16 protein-coding genes and 3 tRNA genes are annotated in these 16823 nt (G+C 68.4%); 7 read left to right on the top strand and 12 right to left on the bottom strand.

The features are described 5' to 3' along the window. The first annotated feature begins 26 nt into the window (after positions 1 to 26). Complete coding sequence (locus H289_RS0113475) at positions 27 to 308, top strand: hypothetical protein (RefSeq protein ID WP_138158528.1); 282 nt, start codon at positions 27 to 29, stop codon at positions 306 to 308. A 61-nt stretch (positions 309 to 369) separates the two neighbouring features. Here H289_RS0113475 and rplA read toward each other — a convergent pair whose 3' ends face one another. The 11 genes from rplA to H289_RS0113420 all read right to left on the bottom strand — a co-directional run bounded on the left by rplA (position 370) and on the right by H289_RS0113420 (position 5148). After that, the gene (rplA, locus tag H289_RS0113470; protein ID WP_020101323.1) at positions 370 to 1080 is read right to left on the bottom strand and encodes a 50S ribosomal protein L1; all 711 of its coding nucleotides are present in this window, start codon (positions 1078 to 1080) and stop codon (positions 370 to 372) included. Between the two features lie 92 nt (positions 1081 to 1172). After that, a complete protein-coding gene (gene rplK, locus H289_RS0113465; RefSeq protein WP_020101322.1) occupies positions 1173 to 1604 on the bottom strand; it encodes a 50S ribosomal protein L11 in 432 nt (143 codons plus the stop codon). A 71-nt stretch (positions 1605 to 1675) separates the two neighbouring features. Continuing rightward, positions 1676 to 2419 carry a transcription termination/antitermination protein NusG gene (gene nusG / locus H289_RS0113460; protein ID WP_502685704.1) on the bottom strand — a complete coding sequence of 248 codons (744 nt, stop codon included), beginning with the start codon at positions 2417 to 2419 and terminating at the stop codon, positions 1676 to 1678. Between the two features lie 145 nt (positions 2420 to 2564). Next, positions 2565 to 3029: a preprotein translocase subunit SecE gene (secE, locus tag H289_RS0113455; RefSeq protein ID WP_020101320.1), complete on the bottom strand. Its 465-nt coding sequence runs from the start codon at positions 3027 to 3029 to the stop codon at positions 2565 to 2567. Between the two features lie 63 nt (positions 3030 to 3092). Continuing rightward, a tRNA-Trp gene (locus H289_RS0113450) sits at positions 3093 to 3165 on the bottom strand. A 144-nt stretch (positions 3166 to 3309) separates the two neighbouring features. Continuing rightward, on the bottom strand, positions 3310 to 3822 hold the full coding sequence (gene hadC / locus H289_RS0113445; RefSeq protein ID WP_020101319.1) for a (3R)-hydroxyacyl-ACP dehydratase subunit HadC: 513 nt from the start codon (positions 3820 to 3822) through the stop codon (positions 3310 to 3312). Positions 3823 to 3824: 2 nt separating this feature from the next. Then, positions 3825 to 4253: a (3R)-hydroxyacyl-ACP dehydratase subunit HadB gene (hadB, locus tag H289_RS0113440; RefSeq protein ID WP_020101318.1), complete on the bottom strand. Its 429-nt coding sequence runs from the start codon at positions 4251 to 4253 to the stop codon at positions 3825 to 3827. Continuing rightward, on the bottom strand, positions 4240 to 4719 hold the full coding sequence (hadA, locus tag H289_RS0113435; protein WP_020101317.1) for a (3R)-hydroxyacyl-ACP dehydratase subunit HadA: 480 nt from the start codon (positions 4717 to 4719) through the stop codon (positions 4240 to 4242). Before hadA ends, hadB begins: the two co-directional genes overlap by 14 nt. A 9-nt stretch (positions 4720 to 4728) precedes the next feature. After that, the gene (gene rpmG, locus H289_RS0113430; RefSeq protein ID WP_003881823.1) at positions 4729 to 4896 is read right to left on the bottom strand and encodes a 50S ribosomal protein L33; all 168 of its coding nucleotides are present in this window, start codon (positions 4894 to 4896) and stop codon (positions 4729 to 4731) included. A 35-nt stretch (positions 4897 to 4931) separates the two neighbouring features. Further along, positions 4932 to 5008 (bottom strand) — tRNA-Met (locus H289_RS0113425). A gap of 67 nt (positions 5009 to 5075) precedes the next feature. Continuing rightward, a tRNA-Thr gene (locus tag H289_RS0113420) sits at positions 5076 to 5148 on the bottom strand. 337 nt (positions 5149 to 5485) lie between these two features. On the opposite strand from H289_RS0113420, the gene H289_RS0113415 reads away from it, so the two are divergent. The 6 genes from H289_RS0113415 to recD all read left to right on the top strand — a co-directional run bounded on the left by H289_RS0113415 (position 5486) and on the right by recD (position 16306). Continuing rightward, positions 5486 to 6199 (top strand): MBL fold metallo-hydrolase, encoded by a 714-nt coding sequence (locus H289_RS0113415; RefSeq protein ID WP_020101316.1) that lies wholly within the window; start codon positions 5486 to 5488, stop codon positions 6197 to 6199. Between the two features lie 99 nt (positions 6200 to 6298). Then, a complete protein-coding gene (locus tag H289_RS0113410; protein WP_020101315.1) occupies positions 6299 to 7135 on the top strand; it encodes a DUF8453 domain-containing protein in 837 nt (278 codons plus the stop codon). 75 nt (positions 7136 to 7210) lie between these two features. Next, positions 7211 to 7909 carry a crotonase/enoyl-CoA hydratase family protein gene (locus tag H289_RS0113405; protein ID WP_020101314.1) on the top strand — a complete coding sequence of 233 codons (699 nt, stop codon included), beginning with the start codon at positions 7211 to 7213 and terminating at the stop codon, positions 7907 to 7909. Between the two features lie 47 nt (positions 7910 to 7956). After that, positions 7957 to 11250, top strand: coding sequence for an exodeoxyribonuclease V subunit gamma (recC, locus tag H289_RS0113400; protein WP_020101313.1), 3294 nt, complete (start codon positions 7957 to 7959; stop codon positions 11248 to 11250). Beyond that, positions 11250 to 14558 carry a UvrD-helicase domain-containing protein gene (locus H289_RS0113395; RefSeq protein ID WP_020101312.1) on the top strand — a complete coding sequence of 1103 codons (3309 nt, stop codon included), beginning with the start codon at positions 11250 to 11252 and terminating at the stop codon, positions 14556 to 14558. Before recC ends, H289_RS0113395 begins: the two co-directional genes overlap by 1 nt. A 41-nt stretch (positions 14559 to 14599) precedes the next feature. Next, positions 14600 to 16306, top strand: a complete 1707-nt coding sequence (recD, locus tag H289_RS0113390) for an exodeoxyribonuclease V subunit alpha (protein ID WP_036420548.1) — start codon at positions 14600 to 14602, stop codon at positions 16304 to 16306. Here the strand turns inward: recD and H289_RS0113385 are convergent. Next, positions 16303 to 16773, bottom strand: a complete 471-nt coding sequence (locus H289_RS0113385) for a carboxymuconolactone decarboxylase family protein (protein WP_020101310.1) — start codon at positions 16771 to 16773, stop codon at positions 16303 to 16305. The two genes, recD and H289_RS0113385, sit on opposite strands and share 4 nt — an antisense overlap. Between the last annotated feature and the right edge of the window lie 50 nt (positions 16774 to 16823).

Here is a 16823-nt window from a genome sequence, read left to right as displayed (position 1 = left end):
AACCGACTGAACAGAACGGAATCTCCATGCCCCAACCGGTCTTTCGCCAACGCATCACCGGCTGGATGCAACAACGCCCGGCCCCGCTTCCCGGGCTCTGGCGCGCAGTGGACCGTATCCACTTCACCGCGGATGCGGTGATCCGGCTGATCGAGAAGGCGCACATGGGAGTTCGGGATCAGATCGTGCTGCGGGCGGCCGCCGGCGTAGGTGTGCCGTCATCGGCCATCGACACCTTCCGCCGACGGCACACGCAGTTCTTCGGGCGCGTGTACCGCGGACTGCACACCATCCACTGGTACGTCTGAGACAAACGGACCCCCGCACGACCGAAGTCGTGCGGGGGTCCGTTGTGAAAGCGGATTCGGCCTAGGCCTCTTCGGTGAAGTTCCGGGTGACGGCCGGGTCGACCGGGATGCCCGGGCCGGTGGTCGTCGAGACGGTGACCTTCTTCAGGTAACGGCCCTTCGACGACGACGGCTTGGCGCGCAGCACCTCGTCCAGCGCGGCACCGTAGTTCTCGGCCAGCTTGACCTCGTCGAACGACGCCTTGCCGATGATCAGGTGCAGGTTGGCCTGCTTGTCGACGCGGAAGTTGATCTTGCCGCCCTTGATGTCGGACACGGCCTTGGCCACGTCCGGGGTGACCGTGCCGGTCTTCGGGTTCGGCATCAGACCACGCGGGCCGAGGACGCGGGCGATCTTACCGACCTTGGCCATCTGGTCCGGCGTCGCGATCGCGGCGTCGAAGTCGGTCCACCCACCCTGGATACGCTCGATCAGGTCATCGCTACCGACGGCATCGGCGCCGGCGGCCGCAGCGGCCTCGGCCTTCTCACCAACCGCGAACACCACTACGCGGGCGGTCTTACCGGTGCCGTGCGGCAGGTTGACGGTGCCACGCACCATCTGGTCTGCCTTACGAGGATCGACACCCAGCCGGATCGCAACCTCGACGGTCGCATCCTGCTTCTTCGAGGACGTCTCCTTGGCCAGCTTGACGGCCTGGAGCGGGGTGTACAGGTTGTCGCGGTCCACCTTCTCGGCAGCTTCGCGGTATGCCTTGCTGTTCTTGCTCATGTGAATCTCCAGTTCAGAGGTTGTGGTTAGCGAGCCGAAGCGGGCTCTTCCACGTATTGCTTAGGTCGAGTATTCGACGTGTACGGGTCGAACTACTCGACGGTGATGCCCATCGAGCGCGCGGTGCCGGCGATGATCTTGGCAGCGGCGTCGATGTCGTTCGCGTTGAGATCTTCCTTCTTGGTCTCGGCGATCTCGCGGACCTGGTCCCAGCTGATCTTGGCGACCTTGGTCTTGTGCGGCTCGGACGAACCCTTCTGGATACCCGCAGCCTTGAGCAGCAGCCGGGCGGCCGGCGGGGTCTTCAGGACGAACGTGAACGTACGGTCCTCGTAGACGCTGATCTCGACGGGGATGACGTTTCCGCGCTGGCTTTCTGTCGCGGCGTTGTACGCCTTGCAGAACTCCATGATGTTGACGCCGTGCTGGCCGAGCGCCGGACCCACGGGCGGGGCGGGGTTGGCCGCGCCGGCCTGGATCTGAAGCTTGATCAGCCCGACGACCTTCTTCTTCTTCGGGGCCATTGGTGTGGTGTTCCTTTCTAGGTAGTCGCGGCGCGACTACGTTCCTGCTAACCGAGAGCCGAGGCTCGCGATTAAATCTTGCTGACCTGCGTGAAGGTCAATTCGACCGGTGTCTCGCGTCCGAAGATGGACACCAGCACCTTGAGCTTCTGCTGTTCGGCGTTGACCTCGCTGATCGACGCGGGCAGCGTGGCGAACGGGCCGTCCATGACGGTGACCGACTCGCCGACCTCGAAGTCGACCAGGATTTCCGGACGCGCCAAGGTGGCTTCGCTGTCGGCACCCGACGCGGCGGCGGCCGCGGTCGCCTTGGCGGGCTTCTTCGCGGCGCCCTGCGGCAGCAGGAACTTCACGACGTCGTCGAGCGACAGCGCCGACGGCTTCGAGGTCGCGCCGACGAACCCGGTCACACCCGGGGTGTTGCGCACGGCGCCCCACGACTCGTCGTTCAGGTCCATGCGGACCAGGATGTAGCCCGGCAGCACCTTGCGGTTGACCTGCTTGCGCTGGCCGTTCTTGATCTCGGTGACCTCTTCGGTCGGTACCTCGACCTGGAAGATGTAGTCGCCGACGTCCAGGTTCTGCACGCGGGTCTCGAGGTTGGCCTTCACCTTGTTCTCGTAACCGGCGTACGAGTGGATGACGTACCACTCGCCTGCCTGACGGCGCAGCTGCTTCTTCAGCGCGACCGCGGGATCCTCGTCCTCGGGCTCCTCGGCGGCGGCTTCCACGGTCTCGTCGACGACGACGTCGGTCGCCTCGGGTGCGTCAGCGGCGTCGGCAGTGTCGTTGTCCGAAGAATCGGAAGCGTCCACGGTCTCGGCAGCTTCTTCGAAGGTCTCCACCGACTCGACTGCCTCGGCGGTCACGTCGGACTCGTCCGAAGGTGTCTCGCCATCGAAAGTCACGGTAGTCAGTCCTCTCTTACGTTCTTGAGCTCGTCCCGGCGGGCGCTCGGCGTCAGCCGAACACCCACATGACGAGCTTGGCGAGACCGAAATCGACCCCACCGATCAGCGCCACCATGAAGACTAGGAACACCAGCACAACGGTCGTGTAGGCGACCATCTGCTTGCGGTTCGGCCAGATGACCTTGCGCAGCTCGGCGACGACCTGCTTGAGGTAGTTCCAGACGAACACGAACGGGTTCCGAGTGGGGCCCGTCTTCTTGGACTTTTCAGCCTTCTTCGGCTTGGACTTCTTGCCGGCGTCGGCCGCGCTGTCCTCGGCGTCGGAGTCCGCATCGCCGGTCTCGATGTCCGCTTCGGACTCGTCGACCTCGACGGCCCGCCGGGCCCGCTTTCCGGTCGGACGCGCGGGGCGCGTCACAACTGCGGTCTGGCCCTGCGACTCGCTTTCGCCCGCGTCGGTGCCCGCATCAGTACCGGCGCCTGCGGAGCCGGCACTATCGCGCTCGTCGCTCACCGCATGCCTTTCGTCTGTTCCAGGTGGTCACATTTCCAGTGTCCACATCGGTATTCAGTTGAGCAGGGGCGACAGGACTTGAACCTGCAACCTGCGGTTTTGGAGACCGCTGCTCTGCCAATTGAGCTACGCCCCTTCAGCACCGACGCAGTCGGCGCTTCCGGTTGGGTCCTCACACAATTCGCGCGCTCCCCGATCGGTCGATGTGTAACCGACGGACAGCGCGCTGAAAAGGGTGGATCCCCGAGGACCGAGTGTACAACGGCCCCAGTCTGAGTTACTAATCCGCTCCGGCGGCCGAACGCAAAACCTGGCCCGTTTCGCGGTCGTAGCGCACCGACACCGAGTTGTCGCCCTCGTGACCCATCAGCGTGGTGAAGGCTTCCATGATGACGCCACCGTCGTCATCGGTGAGGGTGTTGCGGGTCATCACGATGTCGGCGCCGAACCGGTGCTCGACGGAGACGATCTCGACGGTCGCGTGCAACCGGTCACCGACCTTGATCGGGCGGTGGTACACGAATTTCTGGTCGACCTGGATGATCTGCATGGTCTCCATGCCGACATCGACGACACGGAAGAAGTCCTGCTGGACCAGCAGCGCGACGATCGACACGAACGTCGGCCCGGCGACCAGGGCGTCGTGGCCCAGCTCGGCCGCGGCGGCTTCGTCCATCGAAACGGGGTGATCCGACTTGACGGCCTTGGCGTACTGCCGGACCTGCTCGCGCCCCACGGTGAACACCTGGGGGTACTTGTGGACCATCCCGAGGATGTCGGGGTTCAAGGGCATGACTACGCCAACTTCGCGGTTGCGACGGCGCGGCCGAAGATCTTCTTGCCGCCGGTGGTGGCAGAAAGCGCGATGGTGACCGACTTGGATTCCTCGTCGACCGACTTCACGCGGCCGGTGAAGACCAGCTCGGCGCCGATGCCGTCGTTGGGAACCGGGACCACCGAGGTGAAGCGGACGTTGTACTCAGTGACGGCACCCGGGTCACCGACCCAGTTGGTGATGAAGCCGCCGCCGAGACCCATGGTCAGCATGCCGTGGGCGATGGCGGTGTCCAGACCGACCTGCTTGGCGATCTCGTCGTCCCAGTGGATGGGGTTCAGGTCGCCGGAGACACCGGCGTAGTTGACCAGGTCCTGACGGGTCAGCTTGATGGTCGTCTCGGGCAGCTCGTCGCCGACCTTTACCGAACTGAACTCACGAAGTGCCATCTGAGAATCCTCCCTGTCCGTCCTCGTCACCCGAGCGACCAGCCAAGGTCGTGTAGGCCACCTGCACGACCTCACCACGGTCGTTCGTGATGATGTTCTTGTTCACGACAATGTCGGTGCCGTGCGCCCGCCGGAAGGAGTCGACGTACACGTCGCAGTACAGCGTGTCGCCGGCCTTGATGGGTTGCAGAAACTTCAGCGACTGATCCACATGGACGATCTGGGCGTCCGAGACGGAGATGCCAGCGGCGCCGAACATCGCGAGCTGCGCCTGGTAACCGAAGATGCTGATGAACGTCAGCGGTGCCAGCAGCGCGTCGTGACCGAGCTCGGCCGCGGCCGACTCCGTGTGAAAGGACGCGTCGACGTTCTGAACGGCAATCGCGTGCTCACGGATCTTCTCGCGCCCGACCTCATAGCTCTCGGGATGCCGGTAGTGGAAACCGACAATGTCCGCCAGACCCACGGTGAGTGGCTAACGCGACTCTTTGTGCGGCTGGTGCGTACCGCAGTTCGGGCAGAACTTCTTGATCTCAAGACGATCCGGGTCGTTGCGACGGTTCTTCTTGGTGATGTAGTTACGGTGCTTGCACACCTCGCAGGCCAAGGTGATCTTCGGCCGTACGTCGGTACTCGACGCCACGTCTTCGCCTCTTTCGCTTCGAATCTCTGTTGTGCTGGTAGCGGTGGGGAGGCTCGATCTCCCGACCTCACGATTATGAGTCGTGCGCTCTAACCAGCTGAGCTACACCGCCCCGACAGACACAGGCGGCGCAGCGGCGGATTATTACTTCCGTCGCTCCGCTCGCCATATGTCCACCGAGCCCCCTAACGGAATCGAACCGTTGACCTTTTCCTTACCATGGAAACGCTCTGCCGACTGAGCTAAGGGGGCCTGACCCTCGGTTTCGAACTGTCGGTTACGACCGTCTGCCCCGTGGGCCTTAAAGAGGTTACCGTCTCGCAGTTTCACCTGCCAAAACGGCAGCTCAACCACACTATTTCGGCCCGTTCGGAGGCTGCCGTGGGCCCCGGTCGGCCCGGTTGTTCCCCCAAACCCCGTTCACCCTGCGTCCTGGGCGCAAAAGGCCGAGTAGGTCGGCGCGTGGTTACAGACTCAACACAAACGGCGACCACACCACGGCTGACACTGCATCCTGGGCGCACAAGGCCGAGTAGGTCGGCACCTGGTCGCAGAGTCAACGCCGAGGCCGCCCTCCTAGGCTGTCGGCATGCCTGATGACCGCCTGTATTTCCGCCAGTTGCTCGCCGGCCGCGACTTCGCGGCGACCGATCCCATCGCGGCGCAGATGCGCAACTTCGCCTACCTCATCGGCGACCGGGAGACCGGCGACTGCGTGGTGGTCGACCCGGCCTACGCCGCGGGCGATCTGGTCGACGTCCTCGAGGGCGACGGCATGCACCTGTCGGGCGTGCTCGTCACCCACCACCACCCCGATCACGTCGGCGGCTCGATGATGGGCTTCGAGCTCAAAGGCCTGGCCGAACTGCTGGAGCGGGTCAGCGTGCCGGTGCACGTCAACGCCCACGAGGCGGACTGGGTGTCCCGGGTCACCGGCATCGCGCCGTCGGAGCTGACGTCCCACCAGCACGGCGACGTCGTGCAGGTCGGGGCCGTGCCGATCGAGCTGCTGCACACCCCCGGACACACCCCCGGCAGCCAGTGCTTCCTGCTCGACGGCCGGTTGGTGGCCGGCGACACGCTGTTCCTGGAGGGCTGCGGCCGCACCGATTTCCCGGGCGGGAACGTCGACGACATGTTCCGCAGCCTGCAGGCGCTGGCCGCCCTGCCCGGCGATCCGACGGTCTTCCCGGGGCACTGGTATTCGGCCGAACCCAGCGCGCCGCTCGACGACGTCCGTCGCACCAATTACGTCTACCGGGCGCGCGACTTGGACCAGTGGCGCATGCTCATGGGCGGCTAGCGGCGTAGCTACCTTTCGCTCTCCGTTGTACAAGTCAACCAGCGAATATTAGTCTCAGTGTCGGATAAAACCGATGAGACTTGACGACTGGATGGCGCGGTGGACTGGATATCTCAACGCTGGGACGACCTGACAGGCCTGGGATCAGGCAGCTGGCTGGCCATCGCGGCGTGGGCCGCACTGGCGTTCGGCGTCGTCGTACTGATCGCGGTGAACCGTCAGCTGTCGAAGAATCGCCAGCTCAAGCAGGATCAGGTGCGCCCGCAGGTGACCATGTTCATGGAGCCGCACGCGTCGGACTGGCATCTGATCGAGCTGGTGGTCCGCAACTTCGGGCAGACCGCGGCGCACAACATCTCGTTCGAGTTCACGAATCACCCGACGGTCGCCATCTATGAGGATTCCGACCACGACGGCGAGCTCGATGTCACCGAGCTGCGACTGCCCAGCGAACTCTCGATCCTGGCTCCGGGGCAGGAGTGGCGAACCATCTGGGACTCGGCGATCAGCCGTGAGGAGCTGGGTGGGTCCATCCGGTCGCGGTTCGAGGGGACGCTCACCTACTACGACATGCCCGCCCCGGCGGCCGGCAAGAAGTCGCGGTTCGGGCGCAAGCCCCGCGAGTTCGAGTCGAAGGCGGTGCTCGACTGGGCCGCGCTGCAGCCGGTGCAGCGGCTGGAACTGATGACGACGCACGACCTCGCCAAGCGCGAGAAGCAGAAGCTCGAGCTGCTGCGCAGCGTGCTGACGTACTTCCACTACGCCTCCAAGGAGACGCAGCCCGACGTCTTCCGCGCCGAGATCGACCGCATGAACCGGGCGGTCCGGGAGACGCAGGACCGGTGGCGCAGCCGCGCGGCCGACGAGACCACCGAGCTGGAAATCCAGTGGTTCGACGACGGCCCGAAGGGGCGGCACCGCAACGCCGTCCACTGACAGGACGCCACCGACGGCACGTCTAGCATCGGCTCACACCCGTTCCCGGCCCGGGAACCGACCGAGGGAGAGCCGATGAGCACCGTCACCTACGCCGTGACCGATGCGGTTGCCACGATCACGCTGGACGACGGCAAGGTCAACGTCCTGAGCCCGACGATGCAGGAGAACATCAACGCCGCGCTGGACCAGGCCGAGCAGTCCGACGGCGTGAAGGCCGTCGTCATCGCCGGCAACAACCGGGTCCTCAGTGCCGGGTTCGACCTCGCCATTTTCGGTTCGGGAGATGCGGCGGCCGGGTTCGCCATGCTGCGCGGCGGCATCGAACTCAACCTCCGGCTGCTGCGCTTCCCGGTCCCCGTGGTGGTCGCCGCGACCGGACACGCGATCGCGGGCGGCTCGTTCCTGCTGTGCTCGGGTGACCATCGGGTCGGCTCGCCCACGATGCGGTGCCAGGCCAACGAGGTGGCCATCGGCATGACGGTGCCGCAGTCGTGCATCGAAATCCTCCGGCTGCGCCTGACCAATTCGGCCTTCCAGCGCGCGGTCGGTCTGGCCGCGACGTTCACCGGCGAGGAAGCGCGGGCGGCCGGCTGGGTGGACGAGATCGTCGACCAGGAGCACGTGCTGAGTCGCGCCCAGGAGGTGGCCGCGGGATTCGCCGCGACGCTTCACACCCAGCATCACCTGGCCAGCAAGCTCAAGGCCCGCGCCGGTGGACTGGCCGCGATCCAGGCCGGCATCGACGGCCTGGCCGCCGAGTTCGGCGGGTAACGCCACACATCGACAAGGCTGTCGGTACGCCGACCTAGGGTGGTCCGATGGCGCTACATCTGCACCGAGCCGAAGACACCGGCGCGCTGGCCGCCGGGCTGGGTGCGCTGCTCGCCGAACCGCCGGCGGATCCGTTCGCGGCCGAGCTGGTCCTGGTGTCCGCCCGCGGCATGGAGCGCTGGCTCAGCCAGCAGCTGTCACATGCGCTCGGCCGCGGCACGGCGAACGACGGTGTGTGCGCGGGCATCGAATTCCGCTCCCCCACATCGCTTCTCGCCGAGATCACCGGCACGGCGGACGACACCCCGTGGGAGCCCGACGCCCTGGTGTGGCCGCTGCTGGAAGTGCTCGACGATCTGGGCGTCGCCCAGCCCTGGGCGGGCACCCTCGCCGCGCACCTCGGCTACACCGAACTGGGCAATCCCGAGGAGACCCAGCTGCGGCAGGGTCGTCGCTACGCGGTGGCCCGGCGGCTGGCGGGCCTGTTCGACACCTACGCCAAAGCCCGGCCGGCGATGCTCACCGACTGGCTGGCGGGCGGCAGCTCCGACGGCGCGGGCGGCCGGCTGGACGACGATCTGCTCTGGCAGCCGCACCTGTGGCGCGCGACCGCGGAACGCATCGCCGCCGATCCGCCCCCGGTACGGCAAGCGAAAACCATTGCCCGGCTGATCGATTCACCATCGGAACTACCGCCGCGGCTGTCCCTGTTCGGGCATACCCGGTTGCCGGCGGCAGATCTCGAACTGCTCGGGGCGTTGGCCACCCACCACGATCTGCACCTGTGGCTGCCGCATCCCAGCGACCCGTTGTGGCAGGCGTTGTCCGATCTGCGCGGCCAGGAGCTCCGGCGCCAGGACACCAGCCGGTTGCGGGTTGGCCACCCGCTGCTGCAGACGCTCGGCCGCGATCTACGGGAGCTGCAACGCGGCCTGCCCACCGCACAGTCCGATCAGTTCCACCCCCGCACCGGATTCGCGGACACGCTGCTGGGCCGGCTGCAGTCCGACATCTCGGCCGACGAGGTACGGCCCGGCCCGCAGCGGCAGCTCGCGAAGGACGACCGGTCCGTGCAGATCCATCGCTGTCACGGTGCGGCCCGGCAGATCGATGTGCTGCGTGATGTGCTGCTGGGCCTGCTCGACGACGACGAGACCCTGCAGCCGCGCGACATCCTGGTGATGTGCCCCGACATCGAGACTTACGCACCACTGATCACCGCGGCGTTCGGGGCGGGCGAGCATGCCGACCTCGGTCACCCGGCCCAGAGCCTGCGGGTCCGGTTGGCCGACCGTGCGCTGACCCAGACCAATCCCCTGCTCGGGGTGCTGGCCGAGCTGCTCGACATCGCCGACGGCCGGGCCACCGCCAGTGCGGTGCTGAGCCTGGCGCACAGCGAGCCGGTGCGCCGGCGCTTCGCGTGGGGCGACGACGACCTCGTGGACCTCACCGAATGGGTTGGCGCAGCCGGCATTCGGTGGGGTTTCGACGCGGGGCACCGCACCCCGTACGCGCTGCAGCGGTACCCGCAGAACACCTGGCAGTTCGGGGTCGACCGGCTGCTCGTCGGCGCCGCGATGTCCGACGATTCGCAGGGCTGGCTGGGCACCGCGTTGCCGCTCGACGACGTCGACTCGAACCGCGTGGAATTGGCCGGCCGATTGGCGGAATACGTGCAGCGGCTGTGCGGTGTCGTCGACCGGCTCACCGGCGCGCAACCGCTGGACAGCTGGGTCGAGATCCTGCGCGACGGCATCGCGCAGCTCACGCGCGTCGGCCCCGACGAGCAGTGGCAGCAGGCGCAACTCGACCGCGAACTGGCGAAAGTGTTGACCCACGCGGGTTCTCGGTCCGGCACGACGCTGCGGTTGCCCGACGTCCGGTCCCTGCTGCGCCGGCAGCTGGCCGGCCGCCCGACGCGCGCCAACTTCCGCACCGGCACGCTGACGGTGTGCACCATGGTCCCGATGCGCTCGGTACCGCATCGCGTGGTGTGCCTGGTCGGGCTCGATGACGGCGTCTTCCCGCGCACCAACATCGCCGACGGTGACGACGTCCTGGCGCGTCGTCCGCTCACGGGTGAGCGTGACATCCGTTCGGAGGACCGGCAATTGCTGCTCGATGCCATCTGCTCGGCCACCGACACGTTGGTCATCACCTACACCGGCACCGACGAGCACTCCGGTGAGCACCGACCACCCGCAGTTCCGGTGCAGGAGCTGCTCGACGCGTTGGACCGGACCACGACCGAGCCTGTCCGGGACCGCATCGTGTGCGACCACCCGTTGCAGCCCTTCGACATCCGCACCGTCGCCCGCGACGAGCTGGTGCCCGACCGACCGTTCACGTACGACCCGGCGGCGCTGCGCGGGGCGAGGGCCGTCCTCGGCGAGCGCCGGCCGAAGCCGCGGCTCATCGACGGTCCGCTGGACGAATCGCCGTGCGGTGATGTCGAACTCGCCGAACTGCTGAGGTTTTTCGCGAACCCGGTGAAGGGGTTCTTCCGGGCGCTGGACTACACGCTGCCGTGGGACGCCGACGAATTGTCCGATGCCATCCCGGTCGCGATCGACGGCCTCGGCAAGTGGGCGGTCGGGGAACGCATGCTCGACGACCTGAAGATCGGCCGGGATCCCGACTTCGTCATCGGCGCGGAGTGGCGGCGCGGCACACTGCCGCCGGGCCGGCTCGGCTGGCGTCAGGCCAACGAAATCCGCGGTGAGGCACTCGAACTGGCGACCGCGGCCCGATCGCTGCAGCGGGGCGAGGCGAGCGCGCTGGACATCGACGTCGACCTCGGTCAGGGCCGCAGACTCACCGGCACCGCCGCGCCGCTCTGGCAGGACCGCACCGTGACGGTCACCTATTCGAAGCTGGGCGCCAAGCATCGGCTGCAGGCCTGGGTCACCCTGGTGGCGCTGGCGGCGGGTGCACCGGAGCGCGAGTGGGAGGCGTACTGCATCGGGCGCGGCCCGCGCGGGGGCGTGCACGCCATGGGGTATCGGCCTCCGGAGCAACCACTTTCGGTGCTGCGGGACCTGGTCGCGATCTACGACGCGGGCCGCCGCGAACCGCTGCCCCTGCCCTTGAAGACGTCGCTGGAATGGGCGCGGGCGCGCCTGTTCGACGACCCGGTGCCGGAGCGGGGCGCCGAGTCGGAATGGCGGTTCGAGAAGGACGGCGCCGAATATGTGGAGGTCTGGGGGCCGGGCGCGCCATTGCACGTGTTGCTCGACCCGCCGCGGCCCGACGATGTTGCCGTCCGCGGCGAGACCACGCGCCTCGGCGCCTACGCGTCCCGGTTGTGGCAGCCGCTGCTCGACGCGGAACGGCGGATCTGATGGACGCGTTCGATCTGCTCGGCCCGCTGCCGGAACCGAAGACGACGACGGTGCTGGAGGCCAGCGCCGGCACCGGCAAGACCTATGCCCTCGCCGGCCTGGTGACGCGGTACATCGCCGAGGGCGCGGCGACCCTGGACCAGATGCTGCTGATCACCTTCAGCCGGGCGGCCACCCGGGAACTGCGCGAACGGGTGCGGGCGCAGTTGGTGAAGACCGTTGCCGCGCTGGACGACCCGTCGGAGGATGACGACGACCTGATCCGTCACCTCGCGGCCGCGCCGCCCGACGAACTGGTGCTGCGCCGCGCCCGCCTGCGTGACGCGCTGTCGGATTTCGACGCCGCGACCATCGCCACCACGCACGAGTTCTGCGGGCTGGTGCTGCGTTCGCTCGGCATCGCCGGCGACACCGATTCGGGCGCCCAGCTGGTGGAGAGCCTCGACGATCTGGTGGGCGAGATCGTCTCGGACCTGTACCTGACGACCTACGGTGACCAGCGCGACGAGCCCGCGCTGAGCTTCAACGATGCGCTCGATCTGGCCAAACGGGTTGTCGGCGATCCGGGCGCGCAGTTGCGGCCAGAGACCGCCGATCCCGACAGCGTTGCGGCGCAACGCATGTCGTTCGCGCGGGCGGTGCTCGAGGAACTCGAACGCCGCAAGCGCCGGCTGGGGGTGCTGAGCTTCGACGACCTGCTGAGCCGGCTCGCCGCCGCTCTGGAGGAGCCCGACGCGCCGGCCCGCGACCGGATGCGGCGGCGCTGGCCGATCGTCATGGTCGACGAGTTCCAGGACACCGATCCGGTGCAGTGGCAGGTGATCTCGCGGGCCTTCGTCGGGCACAGCGCCGTCGTGCTGATCGGCGACCCCAAACAGGCCATCTACGCGTTCCGCGGCGGCGACATTGTCACGTATCTGGATGCCGCGCGCAGTGCCGACCAGCGGCTGACCCTGGCCGAGAACTGGCGCAGCGACAAGGTTCTGGTGGACCGGCTGCAGACCGTGCTCAAGGGCGCGGCCCTCGGCGACGACGACATCGTCGTGCACCCCGTCGAGGCGCGTACCGACCGCCACCGGCTCACGGGAGCGCCACGCAACGACCCGTTCCGGCTGCGGGTCGTTGCGCGTACGGAGTTCGGGACGCCGCAGCGCCGCATGGTCCCGATCGGGGCGTTGCGGCCGTATATCGCCAAGGATCTCGCCGCCGACATCTCGGTGTTGCTGGCCAGTGGCGCGCAGTTCGACGGCCGGCCCCTCACCGCCGGTGATATCGCGGTGATCGTCGACAGCGGCCTGGACGCCGTCCCGTGCCGGGATGCGTTGCTGGACTTGGGCATTCCGGTGGTGTACTCGGGTGACACCGACGTGTTCGCCTCGACCGCGGCGGCGGAGTGGCTGCGCCTGCTCGATGCCTTCGACACCCCCAACCGCAGTGGCCTGGTGCGGGCCGCCGCGACCACCATGTTCTTCGGTCACCGCGCGGCCGATCTGGCCGCCGGCGGCGACGAGCTGACCGACCAGATCACCACCACCATCCGGCAGTGGGCCGGCCTGGCCCGGGACCGGGGCATCGCGGCGGTGTTCGAGGCGGCGGTGTCGCTGGGCCTGCCCGAGCGGGTACTCGGACACCGCGGCGGCGAACGCCACATGACCGACCTGGCGCACGTCAGCCAGCTCCTGCACGAAACCGCCCATCGCGAGCGTCATCACCTGCCCGCCCTGCGGGATTGGCTGCGACGGCAGATCAAGGACCGCGGCGGCCCGGCCGAACGCAACCGCCGGCTGGACAGCGACGCCGCGGCGGTGCAGATCATGACGGTGTGGCGCAGCAAGGGGCTGCAGTTCCCCGTCGTGTATCTGCCGTTCGGGTTCAACCGGTTCGTCAAGGCCGACACGGTGCTGCGGTTCCACGACGCCGACGGCACGCGGTGCCTGCATGTCGGTGGCGCCGGCGCCACGGACCGGGCCGCGGCCGAGCAGGCGGGCCTGGCCGAGACCGCCGGCGACAACGTCCGGCTGACCTACGTCGCCCTCACCCGGGCCCAGTCACAGGTGGTGGCATGGTGGGCGCCGTCGCGGGACGAACAGAACGGTGGCCTGTCGCGGCTGCTGCGGGGCCGACGGCCCGGTGCCACCGCGGTACCGGACTGCGTTGTCCCGCAGACACTTTCCGACGACGATGCGATGGCGTGCTTCACCGCGTGGGAGCACGCGGGCGGTCCGGTGGTCGAGGCGGCCGAGCCCGTAGCACCGATGTCGCCGCCGGCGCCGGAGGCCCCGGTGGACCTGGACGTGCGGCATTTCCACCGCAGCATCGACACCCATTGGCGGCGGACGTCGTACTCGGCGCTGGTGCGCGTCGTGCACGACGACGGGCAGGCGGTGACCAGCGAGCCGGACACCGCGCTGCGGGACGACGAGTCGGCCGACGTCGTCCCCGAGGCGCCGCCGCCATTGGCCGGCGACCTGCCGTCACCGATGGCACACCTGCCCGCCGGCGCCGCCTTCGGCTCGTTGGTGCATGCCGTGCTGGAGCGTGCCGACCCGCTGTCCGGAGATCTGACGGCCGAACTGGCGGCCCGCATCGATGAGCAGGCGGGTTTGTGGAACGTCGAGGTGCCCACGGCGGAACTGGCGTCGGCCCTGGTGCCGATGCACGACACGCCGCTCGGCCCGTTGGCGCCGGGCCTGACGCTGCGGCAGATCGGGCTGCGAGACCGGTTGCGGGAACTGGATTTCGAGATGCCGCTGGGCGGCGGCCAGGATCGGGCCGACGCCGCGCGGGACATCCGGCTCGGCGATGTCGGCTTGCTGGTGAGCGAGCTGCTGCCGGCGTCGGATCCGTTGTCGGCCTACGGCGCGCGGCTGCAGGCCGAACCGCTCGGGCACCAGCGGTTGCACGGCTACCTGTCGGGTTCCATCGACGCGGTGCTGCGCATCCCGGACGAAAGCGGACACAAGTACGTGGTGGTGGACTACAAGACCAACCGGCTGGGCGACTTCGGCACCGAGAACACTGCCGCGGACTACACGGCGCCCCGGCTCGCCGAGGCCATGATGCATTCCGATTACCCGTTGCAGGCGTTGCTGTATTCGGTTGTGCTGCATCGGTTCCTGCGGTGGCGATTACCCGACTACGAGCCGGCCCGGCATCTGGGCGGCGTGGCCTATCTGTTCGTCCGGGGCATGTGCGGCGCGGCGACGCCCGTCGTCGACGGTCACCCGTGCGGTGTGTTCAGCTGGCAGCCCCCGGTCGAGCTGGTGAGCCGGCTGTCCGACCTGTTGGACCGGGGGACGGCAGCATGACGGCACCACTGGAGGCAACACCGGACCGGCTGCCCGACCCCATGGACTGGCGGCAGGTGCCCGCGGCCACCGGACTGCTCGCGACGTTCAACGCCGCAGGCGTGCTGAACGCCGCCGATGTGCATGTGGCCCAGCGGTGTTGCGCGCTCGCCGAGGAAACGGGCGACGTCGTCGCCCTCGCCGTCGGGCTGGCGGTCCGGGCGCTGCGGGAAGGCTCGGTGTGCGTCGACCTCACGACCGTCGCCGACGACATCGGCGGTGACCTGCCGTGGCCGGCGCCCGCCGAACTGATGGCCGCCGTCGCGGGTAGTCCGTTGACCGGCACGGCCATCCGGCTGGACCACGAGCGGTTGCTGTACCTGGACCGCTACTGGCGCGAAGAACAGCAGGTGTGCGCCGACCTGCTGGCGCTGTCGGCGCAACCGTCGCAACCGGTCAGCGACGCCGCCCTCGAAAGGCTTTTCCCACCACCGGGTTTCGCCGAGCAGCGGGCCGCCGCACAGCTGGCGCTGACGCAGCCGGTGACGGTGCTGACCGGTGGCCCCGGCACGGGCAAGACGACGACCGTGGCGCGGCTACTCGCGCTGCTGGCGCAGGCCGCGCACCCGGGCCGGCTGCGGATCGCGCTCGCGGCGCCGACGGGAAAAGCTGCCGCCCGGCTGCAGGAGGCCGTCTCGGCCGAGGTGGCCAAACTCGAGACCGCAGACCGGGATCGGCTCAGCGGGCTGCGGGCCGTCACGCTGCACCGGTTGCTCGGCGGGCGTCCCGACAGCGCCTCGCGGTTCAAGCACCATCGCGGCAACCGGTTGCCGCACGACGTCGTCGTCGTCGACGAGACCTCGATGGTGTCACTGACACTCATGGCCCGGTTGCTCGAAGCCGTTCGGCCCGACACCCGGCTGCTGCTGGTCGGCGACCCCGACCAGTTGACCTCGGTGCAGGCGGGTGCCGTGCTGGCCGATCTGGTCGACGGCCTCACCGATCACCCGTCCATCCGGATCGCCGCACTGCACACCACGCACCGGTTCGGGGCGTCGATCGGCGGTCTGGCCGAAGCGATCCGGTCCGGTGACGCCGACCAGGTGCTCGCCCTCCTGCGGGTGGGCGATGCGGCGATCGAGTTCATCGAGGATGCCGAGCCGGCCGCGGCGCTGCGCCCCGTTCTGGTGGGCCACGCGCTGAAGGTGCGCGCCTGCGCGTTGCTGGGTGCCGGGGCCGACGGTCTCGCGGCCATGGACGAACACCGCCTGCTGTGCGCGCACCGCGACGGCCCCTACGGAGTGCGGCACTGGAATCGTCAGGTGGAGCGCTGGATCACCGACGAGACGGGGCAGGCCACGTGGTCGCCGTGGTACCCCGGCCGTCCGCTGCTGGTGACGGCCAACGACTACGCGCTGGGCATCTACAACGGCGACACCGGCCTGGTCGCCGCCGGGCCGGACGGTGTTCAGGTGTACATCGCGGGTGCGACTGCGACGCAACAGTTCTCATCGAGTCGGATCGCCGATGTCGAGACGATGTATGCGCTGACCATCCACAAGAGCCAGGGCTCGCAGGCCGACGAGGTGACGGTGATCCTGCCGCCCGCCGACTCCCGGTTGCTGACGCGCGAGCTGTTCTACACCGCGGTCACGCGCGCGAAGAAGAAGGTGCGCATCGTCGGGTCGGCCGACGAGGTGCGGGCCGCGGTGCAGCGGCAGGCGCTGCGCGCGTCGGGCCTGCGGGACCGGCTACGGGCCAGTACCTAGGGCCGCACCGGGTGCCGACTCAGGATCGACACCCGGTTGAAGGCGTTGATCGCGGTCGCGACCCAGATCACCGCGGAGATCTCGTCGTCGTTCAGTACCGCTCGTGCCCTTGCGTATTCGCGTTCGGCGGTGTCGTGGTCGGGCAGCGTCGTGGTGATCTCGGCCAGCCGCAGCGCGGCGCGTTCCTGCGCGGAGAACAGCTCGGTGTCCCGCCAGGCGCGCAGCGTCGCGAGCTGTTTGTCGGTGACGCCGGCCTTCACCGCGCGGCGGTGATGGATCTCCAGGCACGACGGGCAGCCATTGATCAGCGAGACGCGGGTGTTGATCAGCTCCACCAGCGCCGGCGGCAGCCCGGCCTCGGCGGCAGTCTTGGTGACCGCGGTCGCGACCGCCACCAGCGCCCGGTAGGCGTGGGGCGACTGCTTGTCGATGTGCACGTGCGCGGGGCCCGGTTCGGTGGTGTCCATCGCCTACTTTCAGATCGTGGCCAGGACGGCGCGGGTATGGTCTGAGCGAA

Origin of the sequence: Mycobacterium sp. 360MFTsu5.1 (assembly GCF_000383495.1) — a bacterium.
In the GTDB taxonomy this organism is placed as follows: Bacteria; Actinomycetota; Actinomycetes; order Mycobacteriales; family Mycobacteriaceae; genus Mycobacterium; species Mycobacterium mucogenicum_B.
Note: the sequence above shows the minus strand (reverse complement) of the source record. Positions and strands in the feature narration are given on the sequence as shown.

Bases quoted from the DNA above. Each gene is read 5' to 3' on its own strand.
- H289_RS0113475 (WP_138158528.1), top strand. From the start codon at position 27: ATGCCCCAACCGGTCTTTCGCCAACGCATCACCGGCTGGATGCAACAA.
- rplA (WP_020101323.1), bottom strand. From the start codon at position 1,080: ATGAGCAAGAACAGCAAGGCATACCGCGAAGCTGCCGAGAAGGTGGAC.
- rplK (WP_020101322.1), bottom strand. From the start codon at position 1,604: ATGGCCCCGAAGAAGAAGAAGGTCGTCGGGCTGATCAAGCTTCAGATC.
- hadC (WP_020101319.1), bottom strand. From the start codon at position 3,822: ATGCCCTTGAACCCCGACATCCTCGGGATGGTCCACAAGTACCCCCAG.
- hadB (WP_020101318.1), bottom strand. From the start codon at position 4,253: ATGGCACTTCGTGAGTTCAGTTCGGTAAAGGTCGGCGACGAGCTGCCC.
- H289_RS0113415 (WP_020101316.1), top strand. From the start codon at position 5,486: ATGCCTGATGACCGCCTGTATTTCCGCCAGTTGCTCGCCGGCCGCGAC.
- H289_RS0113405 (WP_020101314.1), top strand. From the start codon at position 7,211: ATGAGCACCGTCACCTACGCCGTGACCGATGCGGTTGCCACGATCACG.
- recC (WP_020101313.1), top strand. From the start codon at position 7,957: ATGGCGCTACATCTGCACCGAGCCGAAGACACCGGCGCGCTGGCCGCC.
- H289_RS0113395 (WP_020101312.1), top strand. From the start codon at position 11,250: ATGGACGCGTTCGATCTGCTCGGCCCGCTGCCGGAACCGAAGACGACG.
- recD (WP_036420548.1), top strand. From the start codon at position 14,600: ATGGACTGGCGGCAGGTGCCCGCGGCCACCGGACTGCTCGCGACGTTC.
- H289_RS0113385 (WP_020101310.1), bottom strand. From the start codon at position 16,773: ATGGACACCACCGAACCGGGCCCCGCGCACGTGCACATCGACAAGCAG.